The organism is Sediminibacterium goheungense, assembly GCF_004361915.1.
Classification (GTDB): domain Bacteria; phylum Bacteroidota; class Bacteroidia; order Chitinophagales; family Chitinophagaceae; genus Sediminibacterium; species Sediminibacterium goheungense.
The window spans coordinates 568,576-594,222 of the sequence record NZ_SNWP01000010.1 but is presented as its reverse complement, the minus strand read 5'-3'; the positions used below and the strand labels follow the sequence as shown (position 1 = coordinate 594,222).

The 25,647-nt window shown below is 39.9% G+C and carries 21 protein-coding genes; 13 read left to right on the top strand and 8 right to left on the bottom strand.

The genetic code is table 11. From position 1 onward, the window contains the following. The first annotated feature begins 4 nt into the window (after positions 1-4). Positions 5-1,246 carry a carboxypeptidase-like regulatory domain-containing protein gene (locus BC659_RS02565; protein WP_162847333.1) on the top strand — a complete coding sequence of 414 codons (1,242 nt, stop codon included), beginning with the start codon at positions 5-7 and terminating at the stop codon, positions 1,244-1,246. A gap of 103 nt (positions 1,247-1,349) precedes the next feature. Here the strand turns inward: BC659_RS02565 and bioA are convergent, their stop codons facing one another. Next, positions 1,350-2,627, bottom strand: coding sequence for an adenosylmethionine--8-amino-7-oxononanoate transaminase (gene bioA / locus BC659_RS02560; protein ID WP_133473013.1), 1,278 nt, complete (start codon positions 2,625-2,627; stop codon positions 1,350-1,352). 119 nt (positions 2,628-2,746) lie between these two features. Here bioA and BC659_RS02555 point away from each other — a divergent pair, with 119 nt between their 5' ends. The 4 genes from BC659_RS02555 to BC659_RS02540 are packed head-to-tail and all read left to right on the top strand — an operon-like array spanning position 2,747 to position 6,760. Then, complete coding sequence (locus tag BC659_RS02555) at positions 2,747-3,307, top strand: RNA polymerase sigma factor (RefSeq protein WP_133473012.1); 561 nt, start codon at positions 2,747-2,749, stop codon at positions 3,305-3,307. Beyond that, on the top strand, positions 3,297-4,841 hold the full coding sequence (locus tag BC659_RS02550; RefSeq protein ID WP_133473011.1) for a hypothetical protein: 1,545 nt from the start codon (positions 3,297-3,299) through the stop codon (positions 4,839-4,841). The genes BC659_RS02555 and BC659_RS02550 overlap by 11 nt, the downstream gene beginning before the upstream one ends. A gap of 55 nt (positions 4,842-4,896) precedes the next feature. Beyond that, complete coding sequence (locus tag BC659_RS02545) at positions 4,897-6,156, top strand: LVIVD repeat-containing protein (RefSeq protein ID WP_133473010.1); 1,260 nt, start codon at positions 4,897-4,899, stop codon at positions 6,154-6,156. A gap of 22 nt (positions 6,157-6,178) precedes the next feature. Beyond that, entirely contained in the window at positions 6,179-6,760 is a 582-nt protein-coding gene (locus tag BC659_RS02540; RefSeq protein WP_133473009.1) for a hypothetical protein, read from the top strand. A gap of 2 nt (positions 6,761-6,762) precedes the next feature. Here the strand turns inward: BC659_RS02540 and BC659_RS02535 are convergent, their stop codons facing one another. Genes BC659_RS02535 through BC659_RS02525 form a run of 3 tightly spaced genes read right to left on the bottom strand, consistent with a single transcriptional unit; the run spans position 6,763 to position 9,233 of the window. Beyond that, positions 6,763-7,257 carry a YdeI/OmpD-associated family protein gene (locus tag BC659_RS02535; protein ID WP_133473008.1) on the bottom strand — a complete coding sequence of 165 codons (495 nt, stop codon included), beginning with the start codon at positions 7,255-7,257 and terminating at the stop codon, positions 6,763-6,765. Further along, complete coding sequence (queG, locus tag BC659_RS02530; protein WP_133473007.1) at positions 7,241-8,182, bottom strand: tRNA epoxyqueuosine(34) reductase QueG; 942 nt, start codon at positions 8,180-8,182, stop codon at positions 7,241-7,243. Before queG ends, BC659_RS02535 begins: the two co-directional genes overlap by 17 nt. 22 nt (positions 8,183-8,204) lie before the next feature. Next, positions 8,205-9,233, bottom strand: a complete 1,029-nt coding sequence (locus tag BC659_RS02525) for a serine hydrolase domain-containing protein (RefSeq protein ID WP_162847332.1) — start codon at positions 9,231-9,233, stop codon at positions 8,205-8,207. A 156-nt stretch (positions 9,234-9,389) separates the two neighbouring features. Between BC659_RS02525 and clpB the strand changes: the two genes are divergently transcribed. Beyond that, the gene (gene clpB, locus BC659_RS02520) at positions 9,390-11,996 is read left to right on the top strand and encodes an ATP-dependent chaperone ClpB (protein ID WP_133473005.1); all 2,607 of its coding nucleotides are present in this window, start codon (positions 9,390-9,392) and stop codon (positions 11,994-11,996) included. A gap of 66 nt (positions 11,997-12,062) precedes the next feature. Here the strand turns inward: clpB and BC659_RS02515 are convergent, their stop codons facing one another. Beyond that, positions 12,063-14,477 (bottom strand): S9 family peptidase, encoded by a 2,415-nt coding sequence (locus tag BC659_RS02515; RefSeq protein WP_133473004.1) that lies wholly within the window; start codon positions 14,475-14,477, stop codon positions 12,063-12,065. 166 nt (positions 14,478-14,643) lie between these two features. Further along, a complete protein-coding gene (locus BC659_RS02510; RefSeq protein WP_133473003.1) occupies positions 14,644-15,417 on the bottom strand; it encodes a glycoside hydrolase family 16 protein in 774 nt (257 codons plus the stop codon). Positions 15,418-15,670: 253 nt separating this feature from the next. Here BC659_RS02510 and hisG point away from each other — a divergent pair, with 253 nt between their 5' ends. Genes hisG through hisB form a run of 6 tightly spaced genes read left to right on the top strand, consistent with a single transcriptional unit; the run spans position 15,671 to position 21,803 of the window. Beyond that, complete coding sequence (gene hisG / locus BC659_RS02505; protein WP_133473002.1) at positions 15,671-16,525, top strand: ATP phosphoribosyltransferase; 855 nt, start codon at positions 15,671-15,673, stop codon at positions 16,523-16,525. A gap of 9 nt (positions 16,526-16,534) precedes the next feature. Further along, a complete protein-coding gene (gene hisD, locus BC659_RS02500) occupies positions 16,535-17,806 on the top strand; it encodes a histidinol dehydrogenase (RefSeq protein ID WP_133473001.1) in 1,272 nt (423 codons plus the stop codon). Positions 17,807-17,833: 27 nt separating this feature from the next. Continuing rightward, complete coding sequence (hisC, locus tag BC659_RS02495; RefSeq protein WP_133473000.1) at positions 17,834-18,895, top strand: histidinol-phosphate transaminase; 1,062 nt, start codon at positions 17,834-17,836, stop codon at positions 18,893-18,895. A gap of 47 nt (positions 18,896-18,942) precedes the next feature. Next, positions 18,943-20,232, top strand: a complete 1,290-nt coding sequence (locus BC659_RS02490; RefSeq protein ID WP_133472999.1) for a PQQ-dependent sugar dehydrogenase — start codon at positions 18,943-18,945, stop codon at positions 20,230-20,232. Between the two features lie 7 nt (positions 20,233-20,239). Then, positions 20,240-20,671: a c-type cytochrome gene (locus tag BC659_RS02485; RefSeq protein ID WP_133472998.1), complete on the top strand. Its 432-nt coding sequence runs from the start codon at positions 20,240-20,242 to the stop codon at positions 20,669-20,671. 1 nt (position 20,672) lies between these two features. Beyond that, entirely contained in the window at positions 20,673-21,803 is a 1,131-nt protein-coding gene (gene hisB / locus BC659_RS02480; protein WP_133472997.1) for a bifunctional histidinol-phosphatase/imidazoleglycerol-phosphate dehydratase HisB, read from the top strand. Positions 21,804-21,941: 138 nt separating this feature from the next. Here the strand turns inward: hisB and BC659_RS02475 are convergent, their stop codons facing one another. Beyond that, positions 21,942-23,321, bottom strand: a complete 1,380-nt coding sequence (locus BC659_RS02475) for a sugar transferase (RefSeq protein ID WP_162847331.1) — start codon at positions 23,319-23,321, stop codon at positions 21,942-21,944. A 4-nt stretch (positions 23,322-23,325) separates the two neighbouring features. Further along, positions 23,326-24,300 (bottom strand): Gfo/Idh/MocA family protein, encoded by a 975-nt coding sequence (locus BC659_RS02470; protein ID WP_133472995.1) that lies wholly within the window; start codon positions 24,298-24,300, stop codon positions 23,326-23,328. A 172-nt stretch (positions 24,301-24,472) separates the two neighbouring features. Between BC659_RS02470 and BC659_RS02465 the strand changes: the two genes are divergently transcribed. Then, positions 24,473-25,618 carry a glycosyltransferase family 2 protein gene (locus BC659_RS02465; protein WP_133472994.1) on the top strand — a complete coding sequence of 382 codons (1,146 nt, stop codon included), beginning with the start codon at positions 24,473-24,475 and terminating at the stop codon, positions 25,616-25,618. Positions 25,619-25,647: the final 29 nt, after the last annotated feature.

Sequence of the window (25,647 nt, the reverse complement as noted above, 5' to 3'; positions counted from 1 at the left end):
GATCATGAGAATAGGGTTTATTTTTTTTCTGTTTTTATGCGTCACGAAAAATGTGTATGCACAAAATACCCTGAAAGGAAGGGTATTTGCGGCTGATACAAAACAGCCGATTCATTTGGCTAATGTGTTTTTAAGTAATACTTCCATCGGAACAGTAACCAATGCTGAAGGTTTTTTTACACTCGATCATTTCCCGCCTGGCAGATACGACGTAGTTGTATCCTGCATAGGTTATGAATCTTATGTAGCAACTATACAATATGCACAATTGCCACTCACATTAGAAGTCAATCTGAAACCCAGAATCAATATTCTTCAGGAAGTCATTGTAGAGCCCTATGAAAAAAACGGTTGGGAAAAATACGGTCAGTTTTTCCTGGATAATTTTATCGGAACTTCTGCACTGGCAAAAGATTGTAAACTTCGCAACCCGCAAACCATTCGTTTCCGGTATAATAAAAAAGAAAATGTGCTAAGGGCTTTTGCAGATGAGCCTGTTATTCTTGAAAATAAGGCATTGGGATATATTTTGAAATATGATCTTAAAACATTTGAATACAATTATAGCACACGCATTTTTTATTTTCAGGGATATCCTTTGTTTGAAGAGATGGAAACGGGTAGGAAAAGGATTGAAAGAAGGTGGGACGAAAAAAGGGCGGATGCCTATTATGGTTCACTCATGCATTTTATGCGATCGCTGTTCCGTAATAAACTGGTAGAAGAAGGTTTTGAAGTAAGAAAGCTGATTAAAATAAGTGAAGAAGAGAAAAAACGTGTAAGAGCCCTCTATAATAAACGGGCCTATACCAATGCGTCAGGACGGATTGTGGTAAATGATAGCTTACTGGGCGATGGTAATGCAGACAGTGCACAGTACTATCGAAAAGTGATGAGCCAACCGGAAAAAATGAATGTATTGATCAATACAATTCTTCCGGGAGATAGTATTGCTTTCGCAATTGATAGTTTTACGGCAGGATTATTTTTCGAAGATCATTTGCAGGTTATTTACCTGTATAAACAGGTCCCGGATGAATATGTACAAGCCAACCGTTTATCGGTTCAGCCGAAAATGACAGTAATGTCTGAAATATTCCTTCCAAGAAAAAAAACGATAGCAGTATTAGCTAATGGAAGTTATTATGAAGGTATCGACCTGATTTCTTCCGGTTACTGGGGCTGGTGGGAAAAACTGGCCACCATGTTACCTTATGATTATAAACCGCCAGCGAGGAAGAAGTGACTAGTCAGTAGTGAGCAGTGAGTGATTTTAATATTCGATTCTGCATATACTATCAGGAATAAGCTTCAAGCATTTTTATTACTGACTACTGACTACTGACTACTCACCATTCACAGCTCGCTAACACCGCTTCTTCCATTACCTGATAAACTCTTTCTAATTCATCGTTTGTGATGCAATAGGGTGGCATCAGGTATACGGTATTTCCCAATGGACGGATGTAAACACCCATTTTCATAGCTTTACGGGTAATAGTAGTGCTGATGGTATTCAGGTATTCCTTTTTCCCTGCATCTACTTCAAATGCGAGTATGGTGCCCAGATTACGTACATCTTTAACCGGGAGTGTACTATCTGTAAGTCTGCCTGTCATTTGAATATGAGCAGCACTGATCCATTCAATTTTTTGACTGCATACTTCTTTCTCCAGTAAATCGAGGCTGGCCAAAGCGGCTGAACAGGCGATAGGATTTGCAGTAAACGAATGGCCATGGAAAAAAGTTTTCAATGCATCATCGTCTACATAAGCCTGGTAAATTTTATCGGTACAGGCAGTTACGCCCAATGCCATGGTACCACCTGTTAATCCTTTACTCAGGCATATAATATCTGGTTTATGATCCATGTATTCGCTGGCGAATAATTTACCGGTTCTACCAAAGCCAGTCATCACTTCATCAGCAATACAAATGATCTGATTCTGTTTGGCTGCATTCAGTAATTCATTCAATAATGCCGGACTATACATATTCATTCCACCTGCACCTTGTACCAGTGGTTCATATATAAAAGCTGCGGCAGTATCAGCATGCTCATCCATTGTTTTTATAAGGTCTTGTAAGTTGTGTTGCGTAGGTGTGTCTAGAAAAATCACATCAAATAATAAATCGTGGAAAGCCATTGTAAACACACTTCTATCGCTTACACTCATGGCGCCAAATGTATCGCCATGATAACTGTTTTTAAATGCGATGATTTTATTTCTTTTTTTCTCTCCCTGATTCCACCAGTATTGCACCGACATTTTTAATGCTACTTCTGTAGAAGTAGAACCGTTATCACTGTAAAATATCCTTGCGAAGGCACCAGGTAGTCGGGCAAGTAAGCGTTCTGCCAATTCAACAGCAGGTCGATGGGTAAACCCGGCAAAAATTACCTGTTCGAGTTCGAGGGCCTGTTGGTAAATTTTCTCAGCAATATAGGGATGGGCATGTCCATGAAGTGTAACCCACCAGCTGCTGATGGCATCTATATAGGTTTTTCCTTCTTCATCGAATAATAAACTGCCCCGGGCTTTTGTAATTGCAATAGGAGTAGCCATATTTTTCTGGCGGGTAAAAGGATGCCATATGTACATCTGGTCTTTATGGATAATACTCATACGGCAAATGTAATATGTAAACGGTAGCCCCGTGACGGGCTCACGGGGTAGTTTTGCGCTATTTGTAAACTGATGCAACGTCACTACAACAGAATGTGTCAAAACACTGAATTCACTGCATGCAAGACGAGCAAAAACTGGTAAAAGACTGCCTGAAGCAACATCCGGCTGCCCAAAAGCAGCTGTATGACTCCTATGCGGAGCAGATGCTGGGTACCTGCTACCGCTACACGAAAAGCATGCATGATGCCGAAGAGGTATTGCAACAGGGGTTTATTAAAGTGTTCCAGAATCTGCACCAATACCGGTCCGAGGGTGATCTGGGAGCCTGGATCAGGCGGATTATGGTAAATACAGCCATTAATTACCTGAAAAGAAAGCCACGCTACCAGTTAGACCTCGGTTTTGAGGATTCACAGCTGCATCCGGTAGATAATCAACAACCTGATATTCAGCTACACATGAAGGATTTGTTGAATTTGATTAGGCAATTACCTGCCGGTTACCAGACCATATTTAACCTGCATGCTGTGGAAGGGTATACCCATGTGGAGATTGCAAAAATTCTTGGGATCAGTGAAGGTACCAGTCGATCACAATATGCCCGTGCCAGGGCCTTACTGATCAGTTGGCTGGAAAAACATTCTGTAAACGGAAAAAAAGATCGTTATGTCCGATAAGTCTTTTGAACAACAGGTTCGGGAAGAGCTTTCAGACTTGCGCATGAAACCCAATGCTGCAGTTTGGGAGTCTGTGGCTGCCAGCTTGCAAAAAGAGCGCAAACGCCGCTGGGCCTTGTGGCTGGTTGTTTTACTGACAGCCATATCGGGCGCTACTTTCTGGTGGCAGACAGGAGAAACGACTAAGGATACGTTAGCCAGCAACATTCTTGCGCCTTCAGATAAAAAAAGAGATCTGGATCAAATCATTGATAAATCCGAAAAAAATGGTCACTCAGATAATGATACAGTTAAAAATAGACTTGTTCCCTCAGCTACTGAGGGCATACAACAAATAACTGCCAGCATTAAAATGAAAAAAAACAGTCATGATTTTTCTTCTGGAAATCATAAAGATAAAACAGAGTCAGCGACGGTAAATAAGAAGGCTGATTTTGAAGTGATTCCACAATCAGTATCGTCACTTGTGTTAAAGGAGAAGAAAGAAGGTGAGGTAGAAAAAAGTGAAAGAAACAAAGTGGTACAGTTGGCGAAAGAAATTCAAGCGTATAAGCAACAGGAAAAAGATAGCATCTATAAAGATACAAAAAAAGATGATATCCCGCAAACTGCAGCCATCGTAGCAACACAGGTTTCTCACCCCGTAAAAATACATACAGACTCTTCTGCAGAAAATGAGTTGGCAATAAAAGGGAAAAAGAATGGGATAGAAGAAATGACACCTGTAACGTCTTTAGTAGCTGACTCAATCACTAAGAAAGACAAAATAAAAAAAACAGGTAAATGGAATTGGTATATCGCTGTTAACGCAGGAACAAGCGGTATGCGTAATTCATTACGTTCATTATTGGAGCAAACCAATGCCAGGGCTTATGATAATGCTTTTTCAGGAAATGGAACAATCAACACTCCTCCGGTTACGGGCGGAATGGCGAATCCTGCAAATACAAAACCTGTTGTAAGAGATGCGTTTTCATTTGGTTCTTCTGTTGAGTTGATGCGTAAAATGGGTAAGAAAGAAAAACATGCCATCAGCTTTACAGCAGGTTATCATCTGCTTACAACAAGAACCGGCATTGGACGTAGTATCATTCAAGATACTGTTCGATTCAGTAATGTAAACGTTACGGGTGATGAAAATAAATATTATGCTGTGAAAGATAGTGCACGATATACTTCTTATTATCATTTTATCCAGTTCGGAGCAAGGTATTACCGTACACTTACCTGGTTCAGAAAAATGGATATTCAATGGTATGCTGGCCTTAGTGTAAATGCTTTAATAAGCAGTAATGGACTTCACCTGGGCTCAACCGGTTCATCTGCGTATCTGTTTGAAAACAGATCTCTGCTACGTACCCTTCAAATGGATATTACAGGTGGTGTTGATTTCAGACTGGGTAATGCTAAACAATTATTGCTTGGTCCTCAGGTACAGTATATACTTACTAATCTTTCAAAACAACCAGGTGTCAATCAACATCTTTTCAGGCCATCTGTACGATTGGCATTTTTACTTGGTAAAAGAAAATAGGTTACATGCAACGCTGTTAGTAAGGCAAGGGTCAAACAGGTATTAAACTATTTGTATGAAAACACTTCGCTACTGCTTACTTGCATTGCCCATTTTTTTTGCGGCTTGTATGAAAGATACTGTTAAAGAGTCATACAGCTTTTACAGACCGGTTTATCAGACAAAAGATGAGGTAAAAGCCGGCATAAAAAATGCGCCTTCAGAAGCTATTATAAATCCCGGTAAAATTGTATTAATGGGAAACTATTTGTTTCTCAATGAAGTTGATAAGGGTATTCATGTAATTGATTTGTCGGACATGAGTCAGCCAAAAAAAATTGCCTTTATCCATATTCCAGGTTGTGTTGACCTGGCCATCAATGGTAATTACCTTTATGCAGACTGTTATACGGATCTGGTAACACTTGATATTACCGATCCAAAAAACGTAAGCGTAAAGCAATTTCTAAATGGGGTATTTCCGCACCGTTATTATGGTGCATATACAGCCGATACCGGAAAAGTAATACAGAAATGGGTTAAAGTTGATACGGTAGTAAAACGCACACTTACGGGAGGTGTTTCCGGAAATTTTGAATTCGATAGCGGAGGATTGATATTCTTCACATCATACAGAGGTAATCCTGCTGCTAGTTTTTCAGGAACGGCTGCTACTGGTATTGCCGGATCAACAGCTCGTTTTGGCCTGCAGCAAAACAGATTGTATACAGTTAGTCATGATGACCTGAAAGTATTTAATGTTACCAGGGCAGATGCACCTGCTTATGTTAAACAGGTTGACCTGAACCAAGGAGGTATTGAAACGATTTTTCCATATAGAAACAATTTATTTGTAGGTGCACAGGCGGGTATGTATATATACAATACAAGCAATCCTGATAATCCGCAACCTCTCGGACAGTTTGTACATGTAAGGGCCTGCGACCCTGTTATTGCAGATGGCGATTATGCATATGTTACCTTGAAAGGGGGTGGTTTTTGTGGGGGATTCAATAATCAGCTGGATGTGATTAATGTAAAAAATCTTACATCGCCTCAACTGGTAAAAACCTATTCGCTGAAAGGTCCGAAAGGATTATCTAAAGATGGTTCTCTGCTTTTTATCTGTGATGCAAATGAAGGCTTGAAATTATTCAATGCAGCAGATGCTTCCAATATCGTTCCTATTAAAACCATTGGTGGTTTTGAAGCGCATGATGTAATTGCCTGGCAGGGATATGCCATAGTAGTGGCTAACGACGGACTTTACCTGATTGATTATCAGGATATCAATAATGTGAAACTGGTGAGTAAAATGCAGGTCGCTCAAAATTAAGCATCAATCATAAGCAATCGTTATGAAAAAAATATGCATACTGTTTCTTGTATTTTCCTGTATACAAACTAGTGCACAGTCAATCAAGAAGCGTACATCTTATCTGAAACCACAGTTTGGTATACTGAATGGTAATCAGGAAAATAGTTTTCAGTTTCAGCTATTGGGTGGTATTGTAAGAAAAAGCTGGCAGTTGGGAATGGGTGCCGGTATAGATTATTATAAAGTAAGGTCAGTACCTGTATTTGCAGATATACGGAAATATTTCGGTAATAATAATAAAGCATTTGCATTTGTACATGCAGGATATAATATACCATGGGCACTTGATAAGCAGCATAGGGTTTCGTTTATATCCGGAGGTGGAACTGAGAAAAGCAAATTTGAAATAGGCTGGTATACTGATCTTGGTATAGGTTATGATATAGAATTAGGAACAAACCGAAATCTTTCATTAAGTCTTGGCTATTCTTTGAAAACACTAAGTGAGCGGTATAATGAGTCTGTATGGATATGGGGTACAACACTACCCTTTATTACAGAAAGAAAACTGGATTATACTTTTCAACGTTTATCTTTTAAAGCAGGGTTTGATCTCTGGTGAAATTATGTAAGAAGGTTCAGTTTTAGTTTGGTAAGGGTCAACCCATGTGAAATAGCTCGAATAGCTCTTGCTATACGTTCGATTCGGGTTGACTCTTTTTTCGCAGTATAAATCCAGTTGATATATTCTCTTTGCTCGCCTTCGGAAAAAAGTAAAAAAGATTCATGTGCAAATGGTTCATCTTTAAGGCAGCTTAGAAATTCCTCCGGAACTACTATTGGGTCGTTGTCTGGATAAAGTGTCACCGTAATATAATCACCAGCTTTTTTACCAATTAATTTTCTGATCACAGCTTTCACAGGTAGAAATAGTTCACCATTGCCCATTGGCATCAATTTGTATTGAGCGATTTCGTATTGATCTATAAAGCCTTTTACTTTGACCCAGCCAAACGGATTTTTCTTATCCTGTTTAATCTCAGGAATACGAGCGTAGGTCCAACCTCCCTTACCGGGAAATTTTTCCAGTAGACATTGTTTATCAATGATGGCTTTCATTCTGTAAAAAATGAAGATTCCGCTGAATGCCCCGGAATTTACTTCTCTTTAAAGGGGAGTCCTTGAATATTTTTTTGAATGTATCTTCCGATAAAGTTTCCCATTCACGTGTACTCAGATTTAAAATAGCAGGAATAGGATCGAAGTTTTCTTCTGTATGTGGTTTGCTGAAGCGGTTCCATGGACAAACATCCTGACAGGTATCGCAACCAAACATCCAGTTCTCAAATTTCCCCTTCATCTCAGCAGGAATAAGTGCGTCCTTCAGTTCTATGGTGAAATAGCTGATGCATTTACTGCCATTGATGGTTTTGTCTTCAAGAATAGCATCGGTAGGGCAGGCATCAATACATTTTCTGCAGGTGCCACAAAAGTCTTTTGCAAAAGGATCATCGTAAGGAAGCTCAATGTCAACAATAAGTGTAGCAATAAAGAAAAATGAACCGCTGCTTTTCGTAATCAGGTTGCCATTTTTTCCAATCCAGCCGGCACCACTTCTTGTTGCCCAACTTCGTTCCAATACTGGGGCAGAATCAACGAATCCTCTTCCCTGTATATCTCCATAAGTTATTCTGAGTTCATTGAGGAATTCCTGTAATTGTGTACGTATTACTTCATGATAATCTTTGCCCCATGCATATTTTGAAATACGGGGTGCCTCAGATGATTGTTCTTTTGAAGGAAAATAATTTTTTAGTACGGTAATAACAGACTTAGCACCCGGAACCAGCTTTGAAGGGTCTATTCTCAGATCGAAATGCTTTTCCATATACTGCATACTCCCATGATGGTTTTGATGCAGCCATTTTTCGAGTCTACGGGCATCTTCATCTAAAACACAGGCTTTTGCAATGCCGCAGTAATCAAAACCAAGTTTGTATGCAGTTTGTTTTACTGGGTGATTATATGCATTTGTTGTATTCAAAGAGTAATGAATATAAGTTTTACTATTTACAGGAGGTGGGTATTATATCATCAATTAACTCTTTTATGTGAAGAAATAATTCTCTTCTTTCTTCATTGAGTTTTCCTTCTGTTAAGATAATACATGCATAGTTTCTGCAACGGTCAATCATTGGCCAGGTACCAAATAGTCCCGGAGAGGTGAATGCAGTACCCTTTCCGTTTTCATCTGTTGTCATGATCCATTGTCCTAAACCATACTGAAAACCCTGGGTCGCTTTGGGTGCATATTTAATCATATCAGTAGTGGTAACAACAGTTTCCATTTGTTCGATGGCCTGTTCACTTAATATTCTCTTACCATTATAAACACCTTTATTTAAAATCATGGCCAGAAAAGTAATATAATCACTCGCAGATGATTGGGCTCCTCCGGATGGATTAACCGCATTTAAATTGCTGAAACTGGTGTTTCTCATCTGCATGGGGCGGGTAATTCTTTCAGACATAATTTGTTCAAAGCCTCTTTTGGTAATAATTTCCAGTACACGGGCAATCATATTCAATCCGATATTATCATAACGGAACTGTAAACCCGGATTGGAAACAATTTCCCGTGTAGAAACAATATCCGTAATTTCTTCTTCGAGGTTGCTGTATTTTTTCCTGTTCAATTGTTCCTTCAGGCTTCGGATGGGTTCTGATTCGATGCCGGTAAGATGAGCAAGGCAATCACGAACGGTAATATATCCTTTTGAATATTTATTGAGCAGGGGAATATAGGTACTTACTTTATCATCCAATCTAAGTTTGCCCTGATCTACAAATGTCATCACTAGCGCTGCAGTTAACCACTGGCTGGCACTGGCAATGGGTACCTGTGATTTGGCATTAAAATCTGTACCAATCGCTTTTTGATAGATCAGCTTACCATCTTTATAGATCAAAGCCACAACATGTCCCTCCAGTTGCTTTTTTTCAGCTTCCAGACGGCTGTCTATCGCACTGAAATCGTATTGTGCAAAAGTGAACTGAAAGAATAGCAGGAAAATAAATCCCAGACTGACTTTCATACAGTTTAATTTGAGTTTTACAGACATAATTACAGGGTTTTCTGATTTTATCAGTTATTTACCGGCTTAGAATAGTTTTTGCGTACAAATTATGACTTCAGATTCAAATCCGGATATAAGATTTGGTAAGCAGTCGTTAAAACAAACCATATAAATATGAATCTAAATAATTATACCATTAAGGCGCAGGAAACGATTCAGGCAGCACAACAGTTGGCATACAATGCCAATAACCCTGCTATTGAAACGGAACACCTGTTAAAAGCCTTGCTTTCAGATAAGGATAGTCCGATTGTTTTTCTGTTGAAAAAAAATAATGTGGCCCTCCCATTATTGGAGGCAAAACTTGAGGAGTCGTTGAAAAAACTTCCAAGTAACCAGCAAGGAGAACCTGCTCAATCGGTGAGTCGTGATTTGAATAATGTGTTCCTTAAAGCAAATGCAAGCCTGAAAGATTTTGGGGATGAATTTATCAGTCCTGAACATTTTATGCTTGCCTTACTTCAGGTAAATGATGCTACAGCAAAATCACTGAAAGATGCAGGATTGACTGAGAAGGGATTGATTACAGCGATTAAAGATTTAAGAAAAGGTGATACAATTAAATCGCAGACACAGGAAACCCAGTTCAATGTGCTGAATAAATATGCACGCAATCTTAATGAAGCGGCACGTCAGGGTAAACTGGATCCTGTTATCGGAAGGGATGAAGAAATACGCAGAACATTGCATATTCTTTCAAGAAGAAGTAAAAATAATCCCATTCTTGTGGGTGAACCCGGTGTAGGTAAAACAGCCATTGCCGAAGGTCTGGCCATGCGGATTATCAATGGCGACGTTCCTGAAAACCTGAAGTCTAAAATTATCTTTACGCTGGATATGGGACAGCTGATAGCAGGTGCCAAATACAAAGGTGAATTTGAAGAAAGGTTAAAAGGTGTAGTAAAAGAAGTGGCAGCCAGTGATGGTGAAATCATTCTGTTTATTGATGAGATACATACGCTCATAGGTGCCGGTGGTGGAGAAGGCGCCATGGATGCGGCCAATATATTGAAACCGGCATTGGCAAGAGGAGAGTTGAGGGCCATAGGCGCCACAACCTTAAATGAGTACCAGAAATATTTTGAAAAAGATAAGGCTCTCGAAAGACGTTTCCAAAAAGTAATGATTGAAGAGCCGGGTATTGAAGATGCTATCTCTATTCTGCGGGGATTGAAAGATCGTTATGAAACACACCATCATGTTCGTATTAAAGACGAAGCCATTATTGCAGCCGTTGAATTATCCAACCGGTATATCACAGATCGTTTTTTACCTGATAAAGCCATTGATCTCATTGATGAAAGTGCTGCTAAACTTCGTCTTGAAATGAATTCAATGCCGGAAGAACTGGATACATTGGAGCGTCAGATCCGACAGCTGGAAATTGAAAGAGAAGCTATCAAAAGGGAAAATGATGAGGAGAAATTGAGAGAACTGAATATTGAAATCAGTAACCTCAGTGTACAGAGAGATACCCTGAAAGCTAAATGGAGAAATGAAAAAGAAATTGTTGAAAAAATACAGCAGGCCAAATCAGCCATTGAATCCTTAAAACTTGAAGCAGAGCAGGCGGAAAGAAACGGAGACTATGGTAAAGTGGCCGAAATAAGATATGGAAAAGTAAAAGAGCAGGAAGCACAGATCAGCAGTTATACTGAACAGCTCAATCAATTGGGAGAGCAAAGCAGGAGACTGATGAAAGAAGAAGTGGATGCGGAAGATATAGCTGAAAACATAGCCAAAGCTACCGGTATACCTGTTAGCAGGATGCTTCAGAGTGAAAGAGAAAAATTATTAAACCTCGAAGAAGAACTGCATAGGCGTGTGGTAGGTCAGGAAGAAGCCATTACTGCCGTTGCAGATGCAGTACGCAGAAGCAGAGCAGGTTTGCAGGATCCGAGAAAACCGATTGGTTCATTTATTTTCCTGGGTACTACCGGTGTAGGTAAAACAGAATTGGCTAAAGCACTTGCCGAATATCTTTTTGATGACGAACATCTTATGACAAGGATTGACATGAGTGAATACCAGGAGAAACATACAGTTTCAAGATTGGTAGGTGCACCTCCAGGATATGTTGGATATGATGAAGGTGGACAATTAACTGAAGCCGTTCGGAGAAAGCCGTACAGTGTGGTGTTACTGGATGAGATTGAAAAAGCACATCCTGATGTATGGAACATTCTGTTGCAGGTACTGGATGATGGACATCTTACGGATAACAAAGGCAGAACCGTGAATTTTAAGAATACCATTATTATTATGACCAGTAATATCGGTAGTCATCTGATACAAGACGCTTTTGAAAATGTAAATGATCAGAATGTAGCAGATGTTACTGAAAAAGCTAAGGTAGAAGTAATGGAATTATTACGCAGAACCATCAGGCCAGAGTTTTTAAACAGGGTAGATGAAATTATCATGTTCAGCCCACTGCTCAAAAAGCAGATCATGGGAATCGTAAAAATTCAGTTGGATGGCTTAAAGAAAATGATAGCGTCTTCATCAGGTATAGAACTTGAGTTTAGTGAATACCTTCTTGAATTTCTGAGTGAACAGGGTTATGATCCGCAAATGGGTGCAAGACCATTAAAACGTCTGATTCAAAAACAAATTGTAAATACGCTAAGTAGAAAACTATTGGCCGGTGAAATTGATAAAACCAGAAAAGTGCTGATTGATGCTTTTGATGGGGTAGTTGTTTTTCGTAATGAGGACTGACACCGGTTAATATAAAAGGCCCCGAAAGGGGCCTTTTTATTTTTTATCTGTTGTTCGTCAGCTATTTTATTTAGCGCCTTTTACATATTTATCAAGCCATTGCTGCTGCTCCCATAAAGTATGTAATACATTTTCTTTTCCCCTGTAACCATGTGCTTCATAAGGCAGAAATACAAAACGTACGGTACCGCCATGACCTTTGATAGCAGCATACAAGCGCTCACTGTTAATAGGATAAGTACCTGTATTATCATCGCTATCTCCATGAATTAAAAGAAGAGGCGTTTTGATCTTATCGGCATAACTGAATGGGCTCATTTCATAATACAACTGAGGAGCCTGCCAGTAAGTACGATCTTCATTCTGGAAGCCGAAAGGAGTTAATGTACGGTTATAAGCACCACTTCTTGCTACACCTGCTTTGAAGAGGTTGGTATGTGCCAGCAGGTTTGCGGTCATGAAAGCACCATAACTATGTCCACCTACGCCTACACGATTTTTATCGGCTACGCCTAGGCCCGACAGATGATTGATAGCTGCTTCCGCATTCATCTTTAACTGGGCAACAAAATTATCATTAGGTTTTTTATCTGCAGCGGTAGCAACGATTGGCATTTCGGCATTATCCAGCACTGCATATCCCTGGGTTACATAATAGATAGGCGAACCCCAGCTTAATGTAGTAAAGCGATATTGACTGCCACGGATCTGTGCCGCATCTGCAGCACTGTTAAATTCTCTCGGGTAAGCCCAGATAATCAATGGTAAAGGGCCATCTTTATCTTTATTGTAGCCTTTTGGTAAATATAAATCACCTGTAAGGTCCACACCATCGGCTCTTTTATATTTTACTTTCTCTTTTTTTACACCCTCAAGTTGCGGATAAGGATTGGTGAATCGGGTAATAGGTCTGTCAGCAATACGGAGTACCAGGTTTTTGATATAATAATTAGGCACTTCGGTTTGCGATTCTTTTCTCGTTAATAAAACGAGTTTATCAGCATCCAGTACTTCGTTTACGGTTTCATAAACACCTTCCTGACAGCGCCAGATAATATCATTCTTTTTGGTAGTGAGATCAAATTTGGCAAGGAATGGAAGGTCACCTTTTTCTGATGCACCCGTTGTATTGTTCATCAGAATTTTTGTGCCATTGTCTGTTGTCTGAATCACAGATTTTCCGAATTTGTTACGGGTAAGTACAGGCGATCCCGGATTGTTATAGGCATCTGTCTGGTTTCTTTCAAACAATAGTTCAAGAGACCCCTTACTGCTGTTAAACCTGCTTACACGCAGTGTTTGTTTTGATCTTAATACTTCCTGTACCAACGCGAGTGTTTCATTACCCCAGGTAGTACCTGCATAACGTGTTTTTGTTTTAAACAGTTCTTTTGCTTCACCTGTAAAGGGTGCACTTAATGCATATACGGCATCATGGTAGTCCACCTGTTTTTTTATCAGACCGCTATCCAAAGGCATCGCCCATGTAATTGTAGCTGCTTCATCATCGCGCCAGTCGAACCCCCTTGGTATATTTTGGGTATTATCGTAACCGGAAGGCGTACCTTCGGAAGAAGGTAAATCGGCCAGTACCTTTACTACTTTACCTGTAAGGTCATTAATAGTAATGGTAGACGGAAAGCCATTTGCTGTAACCAGATAAGAGAAAGGCTTACGTATGGTTCTCACCATCATATATTTTTTATCTGGCGATAAACTAAATGTAGAAACGATACCTGATTTCCCAACCACTGTTTCAACGCCATTCTTATTCTGGATGAGTTGGCCTGTTGCATAAAATTCAAATAGTTGTTCATCAAAAGGTGATTTGATGAGATCCTGATAAGTAGGGCTGGGTGCGGCTTTCCCAAGATTCTGTTGAATGGTAGGGCCCTTCGGCGTAATCGGTCTTTTAGGGGAACTGGCAGCAGATTGTGTGGCTGCTTTGTAGATAATTGTATTGTCATCAACCCATGTATAAGATGTGCCAAGTACGGTGTTCAGGGCCTGTTTATTTATTTTAGTGGCTTTCTTGCCAGCAATATCTATAACATAGAGATCAACTCTTGAACCTGTGGTATGTGTAAAGGCAATTTTCGTTTCGGAAGGGCTCCAGCTTACAGATCCTGCAAGTAGGTTTGCGGGCAGTCCGCTTATTTGTGAAACCTGACCTGATTTGATGTTCTGCAGTGTAAAATTGTTGATGAAATTTTGTCTGCTGGGCGAGAAATTATTGGGGTTGATACGTAACCCCGCAATACGTAATTCCGGCTGCCCCAATTCTTCAACAGTAGGATAACTATTGCGTTCACTAAGCAACATCCACTCAGCTTTACCATCTATACTTACAGAAGGGGTTGGTTTTGCCAGAAGTAATTCCATTACTTCTTTGGCAGGTGTACGATAGGAGTTGTCGTCCTGGGCATATACAGCGTAATAGCTGTTTCCCAATATCAACAACGCAAAGAACCATTTTTTCATATTAGTTGGTTTTTGTTTTATGTAGTCCGAAAGTCCGCAAGACCGGAAGTCCGGAAGATGTTAAGCTGATAAGTCAAAATATACGACCATCGGTAATAGATCAGTTGGAAAGAAGTCACAATCTTAAGTATCCACTTTCGGTCTTTCCGTCTGCCGACTTCCGGTCTTACTGATACACCCTCACATAATCCACCAGCATTCTTTGCGGAAATACTGTTTCATCCACACCTTTTTGTCCGCCCCAGGATCCACCTACTGCTATGTTGAGTAAAAGATGAAAGGGTTTGTCAAAAGGCCACGCATCGTTACCGCTATGTTCATTTTTAAAAGTGAAATACGGTTTTTTATCTACGAATATGGTAATGGTTTCAGCATCCCATTCGAGTGCATACACATGAAATTTTTCACTACAGTCAGGAACTTTTACGGTCCCTGTTTTTTGCGTACCGATGCTATGGAAATATTTTTTGGTGTGGGCTGATGCATGAACCGTTCCCTGATCGTAGCCTACATGTTCCATGATGTCAATTTCACCATCGTCGGGCCAGGTAATTTTTGGGGTAGTGCCCAGCATCCAGATTGCGGGCCAGGTACCAACACCTTTGGGTAGTTTGGCGCGAACCTCAATTCTGCCATATTTCCAGTCTCCTTTGCCCTTGGTTACCAAACGGGCAGAACTATAATCATTTTCACCCATTTTTTCTTTGTGTGCTTCAATGATGAGGAATCCATTTTCGATCCGGGCATTTTTTATTTTTTTGGCTGTATAATACTGGAGCTCATTATTTCCCCAACCATGGCCACCCACATCATAATTCCATTTAGTGGAATCAGGCAGCCCTTTGATTGAAAATTCATCGCTCCAGATCAGTTTTCTTTTCTGTCCGGAAACTAACGAAGCCAGCAACAGCAATAAAATACAAATGGAGGTTTTCCGCATTCGAAATAAAATTGGGAAACGTAAGTTAGGTAATCTCAGGTACTTATAATGTCCTAATAGATGACCGGGTGAAAAAAATTTGTAGATAAGCGGATGACGTTGTATTTTTGTTTTATAATGAAACAATTCGCACATATCCACCATCATCATATCTTACCCATAGGGTAGGCTGTTGGTGTTATGTGCTGATCATAAACATTAAAGGGCTTACCGGGTGGTAAGCCCTTTTTATTTTAACCAGGAAACCAGTATTATGAAACTGAAATTAGCAATCCAGAAGAGTGGCCGTTTACATGATGATTCCATTCGTTTGTTAAAAGAATGTGGTATTGATATCAGTAATGGGGTAAACAAACTGAAAGCGGAAGCTTCTAATTTTCCCATTGAAGTCTTTTTTTTAAGGGATGACGATATTCCCCAATACGTAGAAGATGCTGTGGCAGATATTGGTTTTGTAGGCGAAAATGTAGTCTATGAAAAAAATAAAAAAGTAAATGTTGTTGAGAAACTGGGTTTCGGTAAATGCAGGCTTAGTATTGCTGTACGAAAAGGGGAGCAATATACAGGTGCTTCTTTTTTGGAAGGGAAGAGAATAGCCACCAGTTATCCGGTAATAGTAGATTCTTTTCTCCGGGAGAAGGGTGTGAAAGCCGAAATACATGAGATCAGCGGTAGTGTTGAAATTGCACCGGGTATTGGTCTGGCTGATGCTATCTGCGATCTGGTGAGTAGTGGTTCAACACTGTTTATGAATGGCCTGCAGGAAACAGAAACCATCTTACAATCACAGGCAGTACTCATCCGAAACAATGGGTTGAATGATGTAAAAATGCAATTATTGGAAAGATTGTTGTTCCGCATACAGTCAGTTAAAAAGGCCAAGAATAATAAGTACATTTTATTGAATGCACCTAACGATAAACTCAAGGAAATTATTTCTCTTTTGCCGGGTATGAAAAGTCCTACAGTATTGCCGCTGGCAGATCCGGGATGGAGCAGTGTACATAGCGTGCTCAATGAAAATGATTTCTGGGATATTATAGAACAACTCAAAGCTGCAGGAGCGCAGGGGATACTGGTTGTACCAATTGAAAAAATGATTGTTTAAGTTACTGATATGAAACGTATAGCATTTCCTTCCCGTTCGCAATGGAATGAGTTACTGAAAAGACCGGCAATAGATACGGTTACTTTACAGCAACAGGTAAAAGCCGTTATGGATGTAGTAAGACAGGATGGCGATAAAGCCGTATTACAATTTACCAGACAGTTTGATGGGGTGCAGCTTGAATCTTTTGAAATGACGGAAGCTGTGATCAACCAAACCATTCAACTGGTTCCTGACGATCTGAAGCGCGCCATTAAACAGGCAGCACACAATATCCGCATCTTTCATGAACAGCAAAAAACAGCTGTTGAAGTAGTGGAGACAATGAAAGGTATCCGGTGCTGGAGAAAATCGGTTGGTATCGAAAAAGTCGGTCTTTATATTCCAGGGGGAACAGCGCCTTTATTTTCAACGATTCTGATGCTGGGCATACCGGCACAGATTGCAGGTTGTAAAGAAATTATTCTCTGCTCACCTCCTGATAAAAGTGGTAAGCTTCATCCTGCCATTGTATATGCTGCTAACCTGGTTGGGATCACAAGAATATTCACCGTTGGAGGTGTGCAGGCCATTGCAGCCATGGCTTATGGTACAGCAACCATTCCACAGGTGTATAAAATATTTGGCCCCGGTAATCAATATGTAACCTGTGCCAAGCAGTTGGTGCAACAGGATGGTATTGCTATTGATATGCCCGCAGGCCCGAGTGAAGTATGTGTTCTGGCCGATCATACCGCTAATCCGGCATTTGTTGCAGCTGATTTATTGAGCCAGGCGGAACACGGAACAGATAGCCAGGTATTACTGGTAAGTACAGATAATGCATTAGTGGATGCAGTTGTAAAGGAACTGGATATACAATTACAGGCATTGCCCCGAAAAGAGATGGCGGCTCAGGCACTTATCAATAGTAAAGCAGTTATTGTTAAGGATATTGCTGAAGCGATTGACCTGGTGAACCAATATGCTGCTGAGCACCTGATTATTTCCTGTGAAAGAGATGAACAGATTGCAGAGAAAATCATCAATGCAGGGTCTGTTTTTCTTGGTAATTATTCACCAGAAAGCGTGGGCGATTATGCAAGCGGAACCAATCATACACTACCTACCAATGGGTATGCAAGAGCATATAGTGGTGTAAGTGTAGATTCTTTTGTGAAAAAGATCACTTATCAGAAACTCACTAAAGAAGGACTTTTATCTATCGCCGGAACAGTTGCTGCGATGGCGGATGCTGAAGGATTGGAAGCGCATAAAAATGCTGTATTGATCAGACAATAGATTCATAATTCATAAGAATGCTTTATTATGTTCAACCTCGAATTACTTATCAGGGATAATATTAAAAAATTAAAACCTTATTCTTCAGCCCGCGATGAATTTAGTGGTGAGGCAAAAGTTTTTTTAGATGCCAATGAAAACAGTCTGGGATCACCACTTACTAAATGGTATAATCGTTATCCCGATCCACATCAATTGGCAGTGAAACAAAGGCTGAGTAATATAAAAGGAATAGGTGCAGAGCATATTTTTCTGGGAAACGGTAGTGATGAATGTATCGACATCTTGTTTCGTTGTTTTTGTGAACCTGGGCAAGACAACATCATTATTTGCCCACCTACCTACGGCATGTATGAAGTGAGTGCCAATATTAACAATATTGAAATACGTAAAGCGCCACTGTTGCCCGATTTTCAGCTGGATCTTGTACACATGGAGAACCTGGAAGATGCCCACACAAAAATTATCTGGCTCTGTTCACCCAATAATCCTACAGGTAATTCATTGAATAGAACGGATATTGAAATGGTGCTGAATAATTTCAATGGTATTGTGGTGATCGATGAAGCCTATATCAATTTTGCACAACAGAAATCTTTTGTACAGGAACTTGCTGAATACCCTAATCTGGTTGTATTACAAACCCTTAGTAAAGCATGGGGACTAGCAGGGCTTCGCTTGGGTATGGCATTTGCGTCGCAGAGTATAGTTGAAGTGATGAATAAAGTAAAGCCTCCTTACAATATTAATCAGTCAACACAGGAGCTGGTAGTAAAAGCATTAGAGGAAGTAGGGCAGGTAAATGATATGATTAAAATATTGGTTGATATGCGTAATGCCCTTGCAGAGGTATTTGAATCTATGCCAACGGTAGAAAAAGTTTATCCGTCTGACGCCAATTTTATACTGGTGAAAATTGCCCAGGCACGAAAGATCTATGAGTTTTTATTAACCAGGGGTATTGTTCTGCGTGACCGCAGTAATGTGGAACTTTGTGAAGAGTGCCTACGTATTACGATTGGTACCGAAAAAGAGAATACAGCACTGGTAGATGCCATGCATGATTGGTTTACTTTGCAAACAAACTGAGTAAATCTGTGTTTTCATTTGTAATTTTCATCCAAATTCAATATGATATGAAAAAAAGGGTTCTGCTTTCATTAATGCTTATAGGTGCAACCATCAGTTTTGTTGCAGCCAATGATTCTACCATTGCTACAGTAAAAAAAGAAGTAGCTGATCCGGTAAATGCCGGTTTAAAAATTCCCGGTGGCTTTTCTGCTTCCGTGGTTGCAGATAACCTCGGGAGGGCAAGACATATAGTAGCGACTCAACAAGGTGGCTTGTATGTGAAATTGGAGCGTTTAAAAGAGGGTAAAGGTATTGTGTACCTGAAAGATGCTGACGGAGATGGTAAAATGGAAATTAGTAAAACCTTTGCGAATTATTATGGTACCGGTATCGCCATTAAGAATGGATACTTATATGCTTCATCCGATCAGGATGTATACAGGTATAAGCTTGACGACAAGGGAGAAGTAATTGATGCAGAAACACCTCAACGTATTGTAAAAGGACTCTGGGATAAACGTCAGCATGCTTCTAAATCTATTGCGCTGGATGATGCTGGGCATATCTATGTGAATATTGGAGCACCCTCCAACTCATGCCAGGAAGTAGACAGAACAAAAGGTTCAAAAGGGATGTATCCATGTCCGATTCTGGATTCGGCAGGTGGTATATGGCAGTTTAAAGTTGATCAGACTGATCAGGGGTACCATAACGGTATTCGTTATGCCACAGGACTGAGAAATGTTGTGGGGCTTGATTGGAACCAGCAACAGAATAAACTGTATGTAACCATGCATGGCAGGGATATGCTCTATACCTTATATCCAGAAATGTTTGATACCACAGTGAGTGCGGAATTGCCCTCAGAAACATTTTATGCCATCAATAAAGGGGATGATGCTGGCTGGCCATATGTGTATTATGATCATTTTCAGCAAAAGAAAATACAGTCACCCGAATATGGTGGCGATGGAAAAAAAGCAGGTGGTGAAAAAGCGATTGATCCGCTGGTAGCTTTCCCTGGTCATATGGCGCCCAATGCACTGTTGTTTTATACAGGCAACCAGTTTCCTGAAAAATATAAACAAGGGGCATTTATTGCATTTCATGGTTCATGGAACCGTTCTCCATTGCCACAGGAAGGGTATTATGTAGTATTTGTACCATTTAAAGATGGTAAACCCAATGGTAAATGGGAGGTTTTTGCGGATGGGTTCTCAGGAACCGGAGTAGTAAAAAATCCAAGAGATGCACAACACAGACCTTGCGGACTTACTCAGGGACCTGATGGTTCTTTGTATGTTTCAGATGATGTTAAGGGAACGATTTACAAAATCAGCTATTCGTCTAAATAATTGTAACATGAAAAAAATTGTTGGGGTCTTCCTTATTTTATCAACCACTACTGCATTTATGCTGCCACAGAAGAAAGCGGCAGTTAGTCAGCCAACTTTGAAAGCTGCCATAGAAAGAGGTAAAACTGTTTATTTGCAGCGATGTATGGCATGCCACCAGATGGATGGGGGTGGTGTTCCCAGACTGAATCCGCCATTGGATGGAGCGTCCAAGGTCAAGGGTGCAGATAAAGTTTATTTGATTCGCACCGTAATCAAAGGAATGACAGAAAGGGTAGAAATAGATGGTGAGTATTACGATAATAACATGTCGGCTAACGCTGATCTTACAGATGTGCAGATCGCAGATGTATTAACCTATATCAGAAACAGTTGGAGCAATAAAGCCTCAGTGGTAAGCGCTGCCGAAGTGAAGGCTGCCCGAGCAAAAATCAAATAAAATGAAGCCAGTATTATTTATAGACCGGGACGGTGTGATATTACAGGAACCTCCAGAAGATTTTCAGATAGACCGTATTGAAAAGACAAGTTTTGTAAAAGGCAGTATTACAACTCTTTCGCAAATAGCGGCTTCTTTTGATTATTATAAAGTGATGGTGACAAATCAGGATGGGCTGGGTACAGCGAGTTATCCTGAGAGTGATTTTCATCCGTATCATGATCTTATGGTGCGTACCCTGGCTGGCGAGGGATTTGTATTTGATGAAATGATTATCGACAGAACTTTTGCTGCAGATAATCTGCCAACGAGAAAACCCGGTACGGCCTTGTTACAGCATTTCTTTGATAAGGATAAATTTGATTTGCCGAATTCTTATGTAATTGGTGATCGGTGGAGTGATATTCAGCTGGCTAAGAATCTGGGCTGCAAGGCCATTTATCTGAAATCGCCACTGCACACACTTACAGCTGAACAGGAAGCTTCCCTTCGTTCAACCATTGCACTGGAAACCGATAACTGGCAAGCTATTTACAGTTTTCTGAAATTAGGGTTACGAAAAGTACATCATGAACGAAATACCAATGAAACCAAAATAAATGTTAGCCTGAATCTTGATGGTACAGGTTTATCATCTATTGATACAGGTATCGGTTTCTTTGATCATATGCTGGATCAGATTGCCAGACATGGACAGATGGACTTGACCATTGAAACAAAAGGTGATTTACATATTGATGAGCACCATACTATTGAAGATACCGGCATAGCATTGGGGGAAGCTTTTGCAAAAGCTTTAACAGACAAGCGGGGGATGGAACGTTATGGGTTTGCATTACCCATGGACGAGGCAGAAGCTAAGGTGCTGATAGATTTTGGTGGTAGAAACTGGATTGTCTGGGATGCTGAGTTTACAAGAGAGAAAATAGGAGAAATGCCCACGGAAATGTTTTTCCATTTCTTTAAGTCATTTAGTGATGCCGCTAAATGTAACCTCAATATTGAATGCAGAGGTGAAAATGAGCACCATAAAATTGAAGCTATTTTCAAGGCTTTTGCAAAAGCCATACGAATGGCTGTGAGACGCGATCCCTTTTCTAATCATTTGCCCTCAACGAAAGGATTATTGTAAGTAATAGATCTGATCAATAAAAATTAAACCTGCAAAAATCTCCGTTATCTCATGTTTTCTGCGGTATGTATTTTTTCTTAGAGTGATAGATATAATCCGCCAATGATAACGGAGGTTTTTGCAAATAATAAGATAGGTTTATTTTCCTTTTCCTGAGACGATGATACGAAGAGAATGTATCATGATTTTAAAGTCCAGGAGAAGTGATGCGTTTTCGATATAAATGAGATCATACTTCATTCGCTGTATCATTTCCTCTATATTACTGGCATACCCGAATTGTACCATTCCCCAGGAAGTCAGTCCTGGCTTTACTTTCAGCAGATAGCGATAATAAGGAGTCTTTTGTAATATCTGATCAATATATACTTTTCTTTCGGGCCTTGGACCAATAAGGCTCATGTCGCCGATAAGAATGTTCCATAATTGAGGTAGTTCATCTAAGCGCCATTTTCGCATTAACTTTCCCCAGGTTGTAATACGGGAATCGAAATCACTTGATAATGCCGGCCCGTTTTTTTCTGCATCCGCATACATGCTTCTGAATTTATAGATCGTAAAAGGGCGCCCATTATAGCCAATTCTTTCCTGCATATATATAACAGGTCCCGATGAAGATAGCTTTGTCCGGATAGCAATCAACAGGAGAAAAGGTGATAATAATAACAGGCCGATGGTGGCAACGGTTATATCGGTTAAGCGTTTAAGGTTTTGTTGCCATGCACTAAGCGGGTTGGTCCGTAAATCGATTAACGAAGCGGTGAAAATATTATTTGTTTTTACGGAACCAGAAACGATATCAAGAGTATCAGCAACAAGTTTGATATCCACTTCCTTTTCTGTTAATGTATAAACGAGTTCGTCAATGCGAACATGGTCCTTTTTTTCCAGTGCAAGAATCACTTTTTCAATGTTGTATTTATGTATAATATCATTGAGTTCTTCTGTAGATCCTAGTCTGGGGATCCATTTCGAAAGACCATTGCTTGTTTTTGGATCATCGGTTGCAAAGCCAATTACCTGCATTCCGAGGTATTTGTAATTTTTTATGATCTCATGATAGAGTTTTATTGCTTCTTTGTTATTACCAATAATAAGTGTGTTGAAATGTATTTTTCCGGTTAGTATCGACCTTTTAATCAGGAGCAATACCAGACTTCTGTCAACGGCAAATAAGATAAAATGAAGTAGAAAGAAAGTAATAAAGAGAGAAAAGAAATCAGGATTTCCCCAAAAGTTGAAACTGGTTACTATAAGACTTCCAATGGCTGTCTGAATAAAAGTTTCGGTTATTTCATTGAGTCTTGATTTTTCATATAACGACTTCTGATAAGTACCTGCTAACCTAAAAATCAATAGCCAGTAGCAAGCTGTTATACAACAAACCAATAGATCAGACGTTGTGTGCCGTTCAGTAGTAATTCGGGGGAGATAAAAAGAAAACAATAAACAGCCGGCTATTGCAAAAAAGAAGTCGGAAAGTATATACCAACTGATCTGTTTCTTTTTGCCTTGCATGTGTTTACACCAGAATACTGGTATTATTGATTTTATCCAATATCTGATGGGCAACTTCCATCGCCAGGAAGCCATCAATCTCACTGACTACTGTAGGTTTGTTATGGATAATGGCGTCTACAAATGATTCAAGTTCCAGTTTAATAGCATTTGCCTGCGGAATAACCGGGTTGGCAATCGCAATGGTTTTTGTTCCATGCTGGGTATCAATATCAAATGAAAATACATTCTGGTCGTCTGGTTGTTTGAGCTTGATGATTTCTGTTTTCTTTTCAAGGAAATCAATACCGATATAGGCATCTTTCTGAAATAACCTCATTTTGCGCATCTTTTTCATACTGATGCGACTGCTGGTTAAGTTTGCCACACAGCCATTGTTAAACTCTATGCGAACATTGGCGATATCAGGCGTTTCTGTCATCACCGCAACACCACTGGCTGAAATATTTTTCACATCACTTTTCACGAGACTCAGGATGATATCAATATCATGAATCATGAGGTCAAGAATAACACTTACTTCTGTACCTCTGGGATTGAACTGAGCCAGCCTGTGAACTTCAATAAACATAGGATTCAGGTTCATCTCCTGTATGGCCAGATAAGCAGGATTGAATCTTTCAACATGTCCTACCTGCATTTTCACATTGGCTTCCCGAACCATATTTACGAGATCTCTTCCTTCCTGAATGGTATGGGCCAGAGGTTTCTCAACAAAAACATGTTTACCTTTTCTGATCGCCATCATGCAGATATCAAAATGGTGGTCTGTGGGGGTAATTACATCAATAATATCACAGGCGTCCATTAGTTTTTCTTCATCTGAAAATCTCTTTAAACCATATTCTTCCACAGCTATGCGGGCATTGTCGTTATTGGGATCAAAAAAACCAACCAGTTTCACATCTTTGATTTCCTTCCAGTTATTCAGGTGAAATTTACCGAGGTGACCGACTCCGAAAACGCCTACTTTTAGCATAGCAAAACATGTATTTAATAGGTAAAGATAGATAATACCTGTGCGTAAAAGCGGTTAAATGGGCGGATGTGGATATTCTGTCAGGTGAAATATTACTTTTATCTCTGCTCCTCAAATCTTGCCTATTATTGTAAACGGATGTATTATGTATGTTCGGATAAAGTAACGGTAAATGATGTATCCTGTACTATACTATTTATTGGCAATAGCAGCTTATCCCTACCTGATTTACCCTTTTTTTTCGTTTTTGGCCAGTCTGTTCAAAGCCAATAAGAAATATCCTTCCTACTATCCTCCGGTAACAGTATTGATCGCTGCTTATAATGAGGTGGATTGTATCAGGCAGAAGCTCGACAATACATTTATGCTGGAATATCCATCCGATCAGTTGAAAGTAGTGGTACTGACAGATGGGTCTACGGATGGTACTGATTTGGCAGTTAGAGCAGATGGCAGGGCAAAACTTTTGCATGATACAATACGAAAAGGTAAGGCCGGGGCCATCAATAAAGCTATTAACTTTATTGAAACCGATATCGTTGTATGTACCGATGCAAATACCATGTTGAATACAGAAGCACTGAAAGAACTGGTTAAATTTTTCCAGGAACCATTGATAGGAGCAGTAGCAGGTGAGAAGCGGGTGTTGGGAATATCCGGTGATCATGATCTGTCAGCTGAAGGATTTTACTGGAAATATGAATCCATTATCAGAGTAATGGATTCAAAAGCATTCTCAGTAACCGGGGCTGCCGGCGAATTATATGCAATAAGAAAGGAATTGCTGAAGCCTGTGCCAGATGATACAATTTGTGAGGATCTGACGATAACCATGAGGGTACTTGAAATGGGGAAAAGGGTAGTATATGAGCCATTGGCCTATGGTACAGAAAATGCTTCTTTGTCTATCCAGGATGAATGGAAAAGAAAAGTAAGAATTGCTGCCGGAAGCATTCAGTTTTTTGAAAGATTCAGATTGCTACGCTTTTGTGTAAAACAGCCGTTTGCAGCATTTCAGCTTATTAGCCGGAAATTATTTCGATGGTTGGTAGTTCCTTATGTGTTGGTTGTACTGCTGCCATTGTCAATTTTTCTTTTTTTGAATACCCATGACCCATATGTTCTTTTTATGGTAGTTGTGCAGCTTGTTTTTTTTGGCTGGGCGATCAGCGGATATTTTCTTAGTAAGCGGAAAAATCAATCAGGGATCTTTTATTTTCCTTTTTATTTTCTTCTTGCAAATGCTGCAATCATAATGGGTACTTTTCAATACCTGCGGGGAAGGTCTTTTGTTTTGTGGGAAAAGATTAAAAGATGAGTTCATCAGCAGCATAAAAAAACTCCCTG

Bases quoted from the DNA above. Each gene is read 5' to 3' on its own strand.
- BC659_RS02565 (WP_162847333.1), top strand. From the start codon at position 5: ATGAGAATAGGGTTTATTTTTTTTCTGTTTTTATGCGTCACGAAAAAT.
- bioA (WP_133473013.1), bottom strand. From the start codon at position 2,627: ATGAGTATTATCCATAAAGACCAGATGTACATATGGCATCCTTTTACC.
- BC659_RS02555 (WP_133473012.1), top strand. From the start codon at position 2,747: ATGCAAGACGAGCAAAAACTGGTAAAAGACTGCCTGAAGCAACATCCG.
- BC659_RS02550 (WP_133473011.1), top strand. From the start codon at position 3,297: ATGTCCGATAAGTCTTTTGAACAACAGGTTCGGGAAGAGCTTTCAGAC.
- BC659_RS02545 (WP_133473010.1), top strand. From the start codon at position 4,897: ATGAAAACACTTCGCTACTGCTTACTTGCATTGCCCATTTTTTTTGCG.
- BC659_RS02540 (WP_133473009.1), top strand. From the start codon at position 6,179: ATGAAAAAAATATGCATACTGTTTCTTGTATTTTCCTGTATACAAACT.
- BC659_RS02535 (WP_133473008.1), bottom strand. From the start codon at position 7,257: ATGAAAGCCATCATTGATAAACAATGTCTACTGGAAAAATTTCCCGGT.
- BC659_RS02525 (WP_162847332.1), bottom strand. From the start codon at position 9,233: ATGAAAGTCAGTCTGGGATTTATTTTCCTGCTATTCTTTCAGTTCACT.
- clpB (WP_133473005.1), top strand. From the start codon at position 9,390: ATGAATCTAAATAATTATACCATTAAGGCGCAGGAAACGATTCAGGCA.
- BC659_RS02515 (WP_133473004.1), bottom strand. From the start codon at position 14,477: ATGAAAAAATGGTTCTTTGCGTTGTTGATATTGGGAAACAGCTATTAC.
- BC659_RS02510 (WP_133473003.1), bottom strand. From the start codon at position 15,417: ATGCGGAAAACCTCCATTTGTATTTTATTGCTGTTGCTGGCTTCGTTA.
- hisG (WP_133473002.1), top strand. From the start codon at position 15,671: ATGAAACTGAAATTAGCAATCCAGAAGAGTGGCCGTTTACATGATGAT.
- hisD (WP_133473001.1), top strand. From the start codon at position 16,535: ATGAAACGTATAGCATTTCCTTCCCGTTCGCAATGGAATGAGTTACTG.
- hisC (WP_133473000.1), top strand. From the start codon at position 17,834: ATGTTCAACCTCGAATTACTTATCAGGGATAATATTAAAAAATTAAAA.
- BC659_RS02490 (WP_133472999.1), top strand. From the start codon at position 18,943: ATGAAAAAAAGGGTTCTGCTTTCATTAATGCTTATAGGTGCAACCATC.
- BC659_RS02485 (WP_133472998.1), top strand. From the start codon at position 20,240: ATGAAAAAAATTGTTGGGGTCTTCCTTATTTTATCAACCACTACTGCA.
- hisB (WP_133472997.1), top strand. From the start codon at position 20,673: ATGAAGCCAGTATTATTTATAGACCGGGACGGTGTGATATTACAGGAA.
- BC659_RS02475 (WP_162847331.1), bottom strand. From the start codon at position 23,321: ATGCAAGGCAAAAAGAAACAGATCAGTTGGTATATACTTTCCGACTTC.
- BC659_RS02470 (WP_133472995.1), bottom strand. From the start codon at position 24,300: ATGCTAAAAGTAGGCGTTTTCGGAGTCGGTCACCTCGGTAAATTTCAC.
- BC659_RS02465 (WP_133472994.1), top strand. From the start codon at position 24,473: ATGATGTATCCTGTACTATACTATTTATTGGCAATAGCAGCTTATCCC.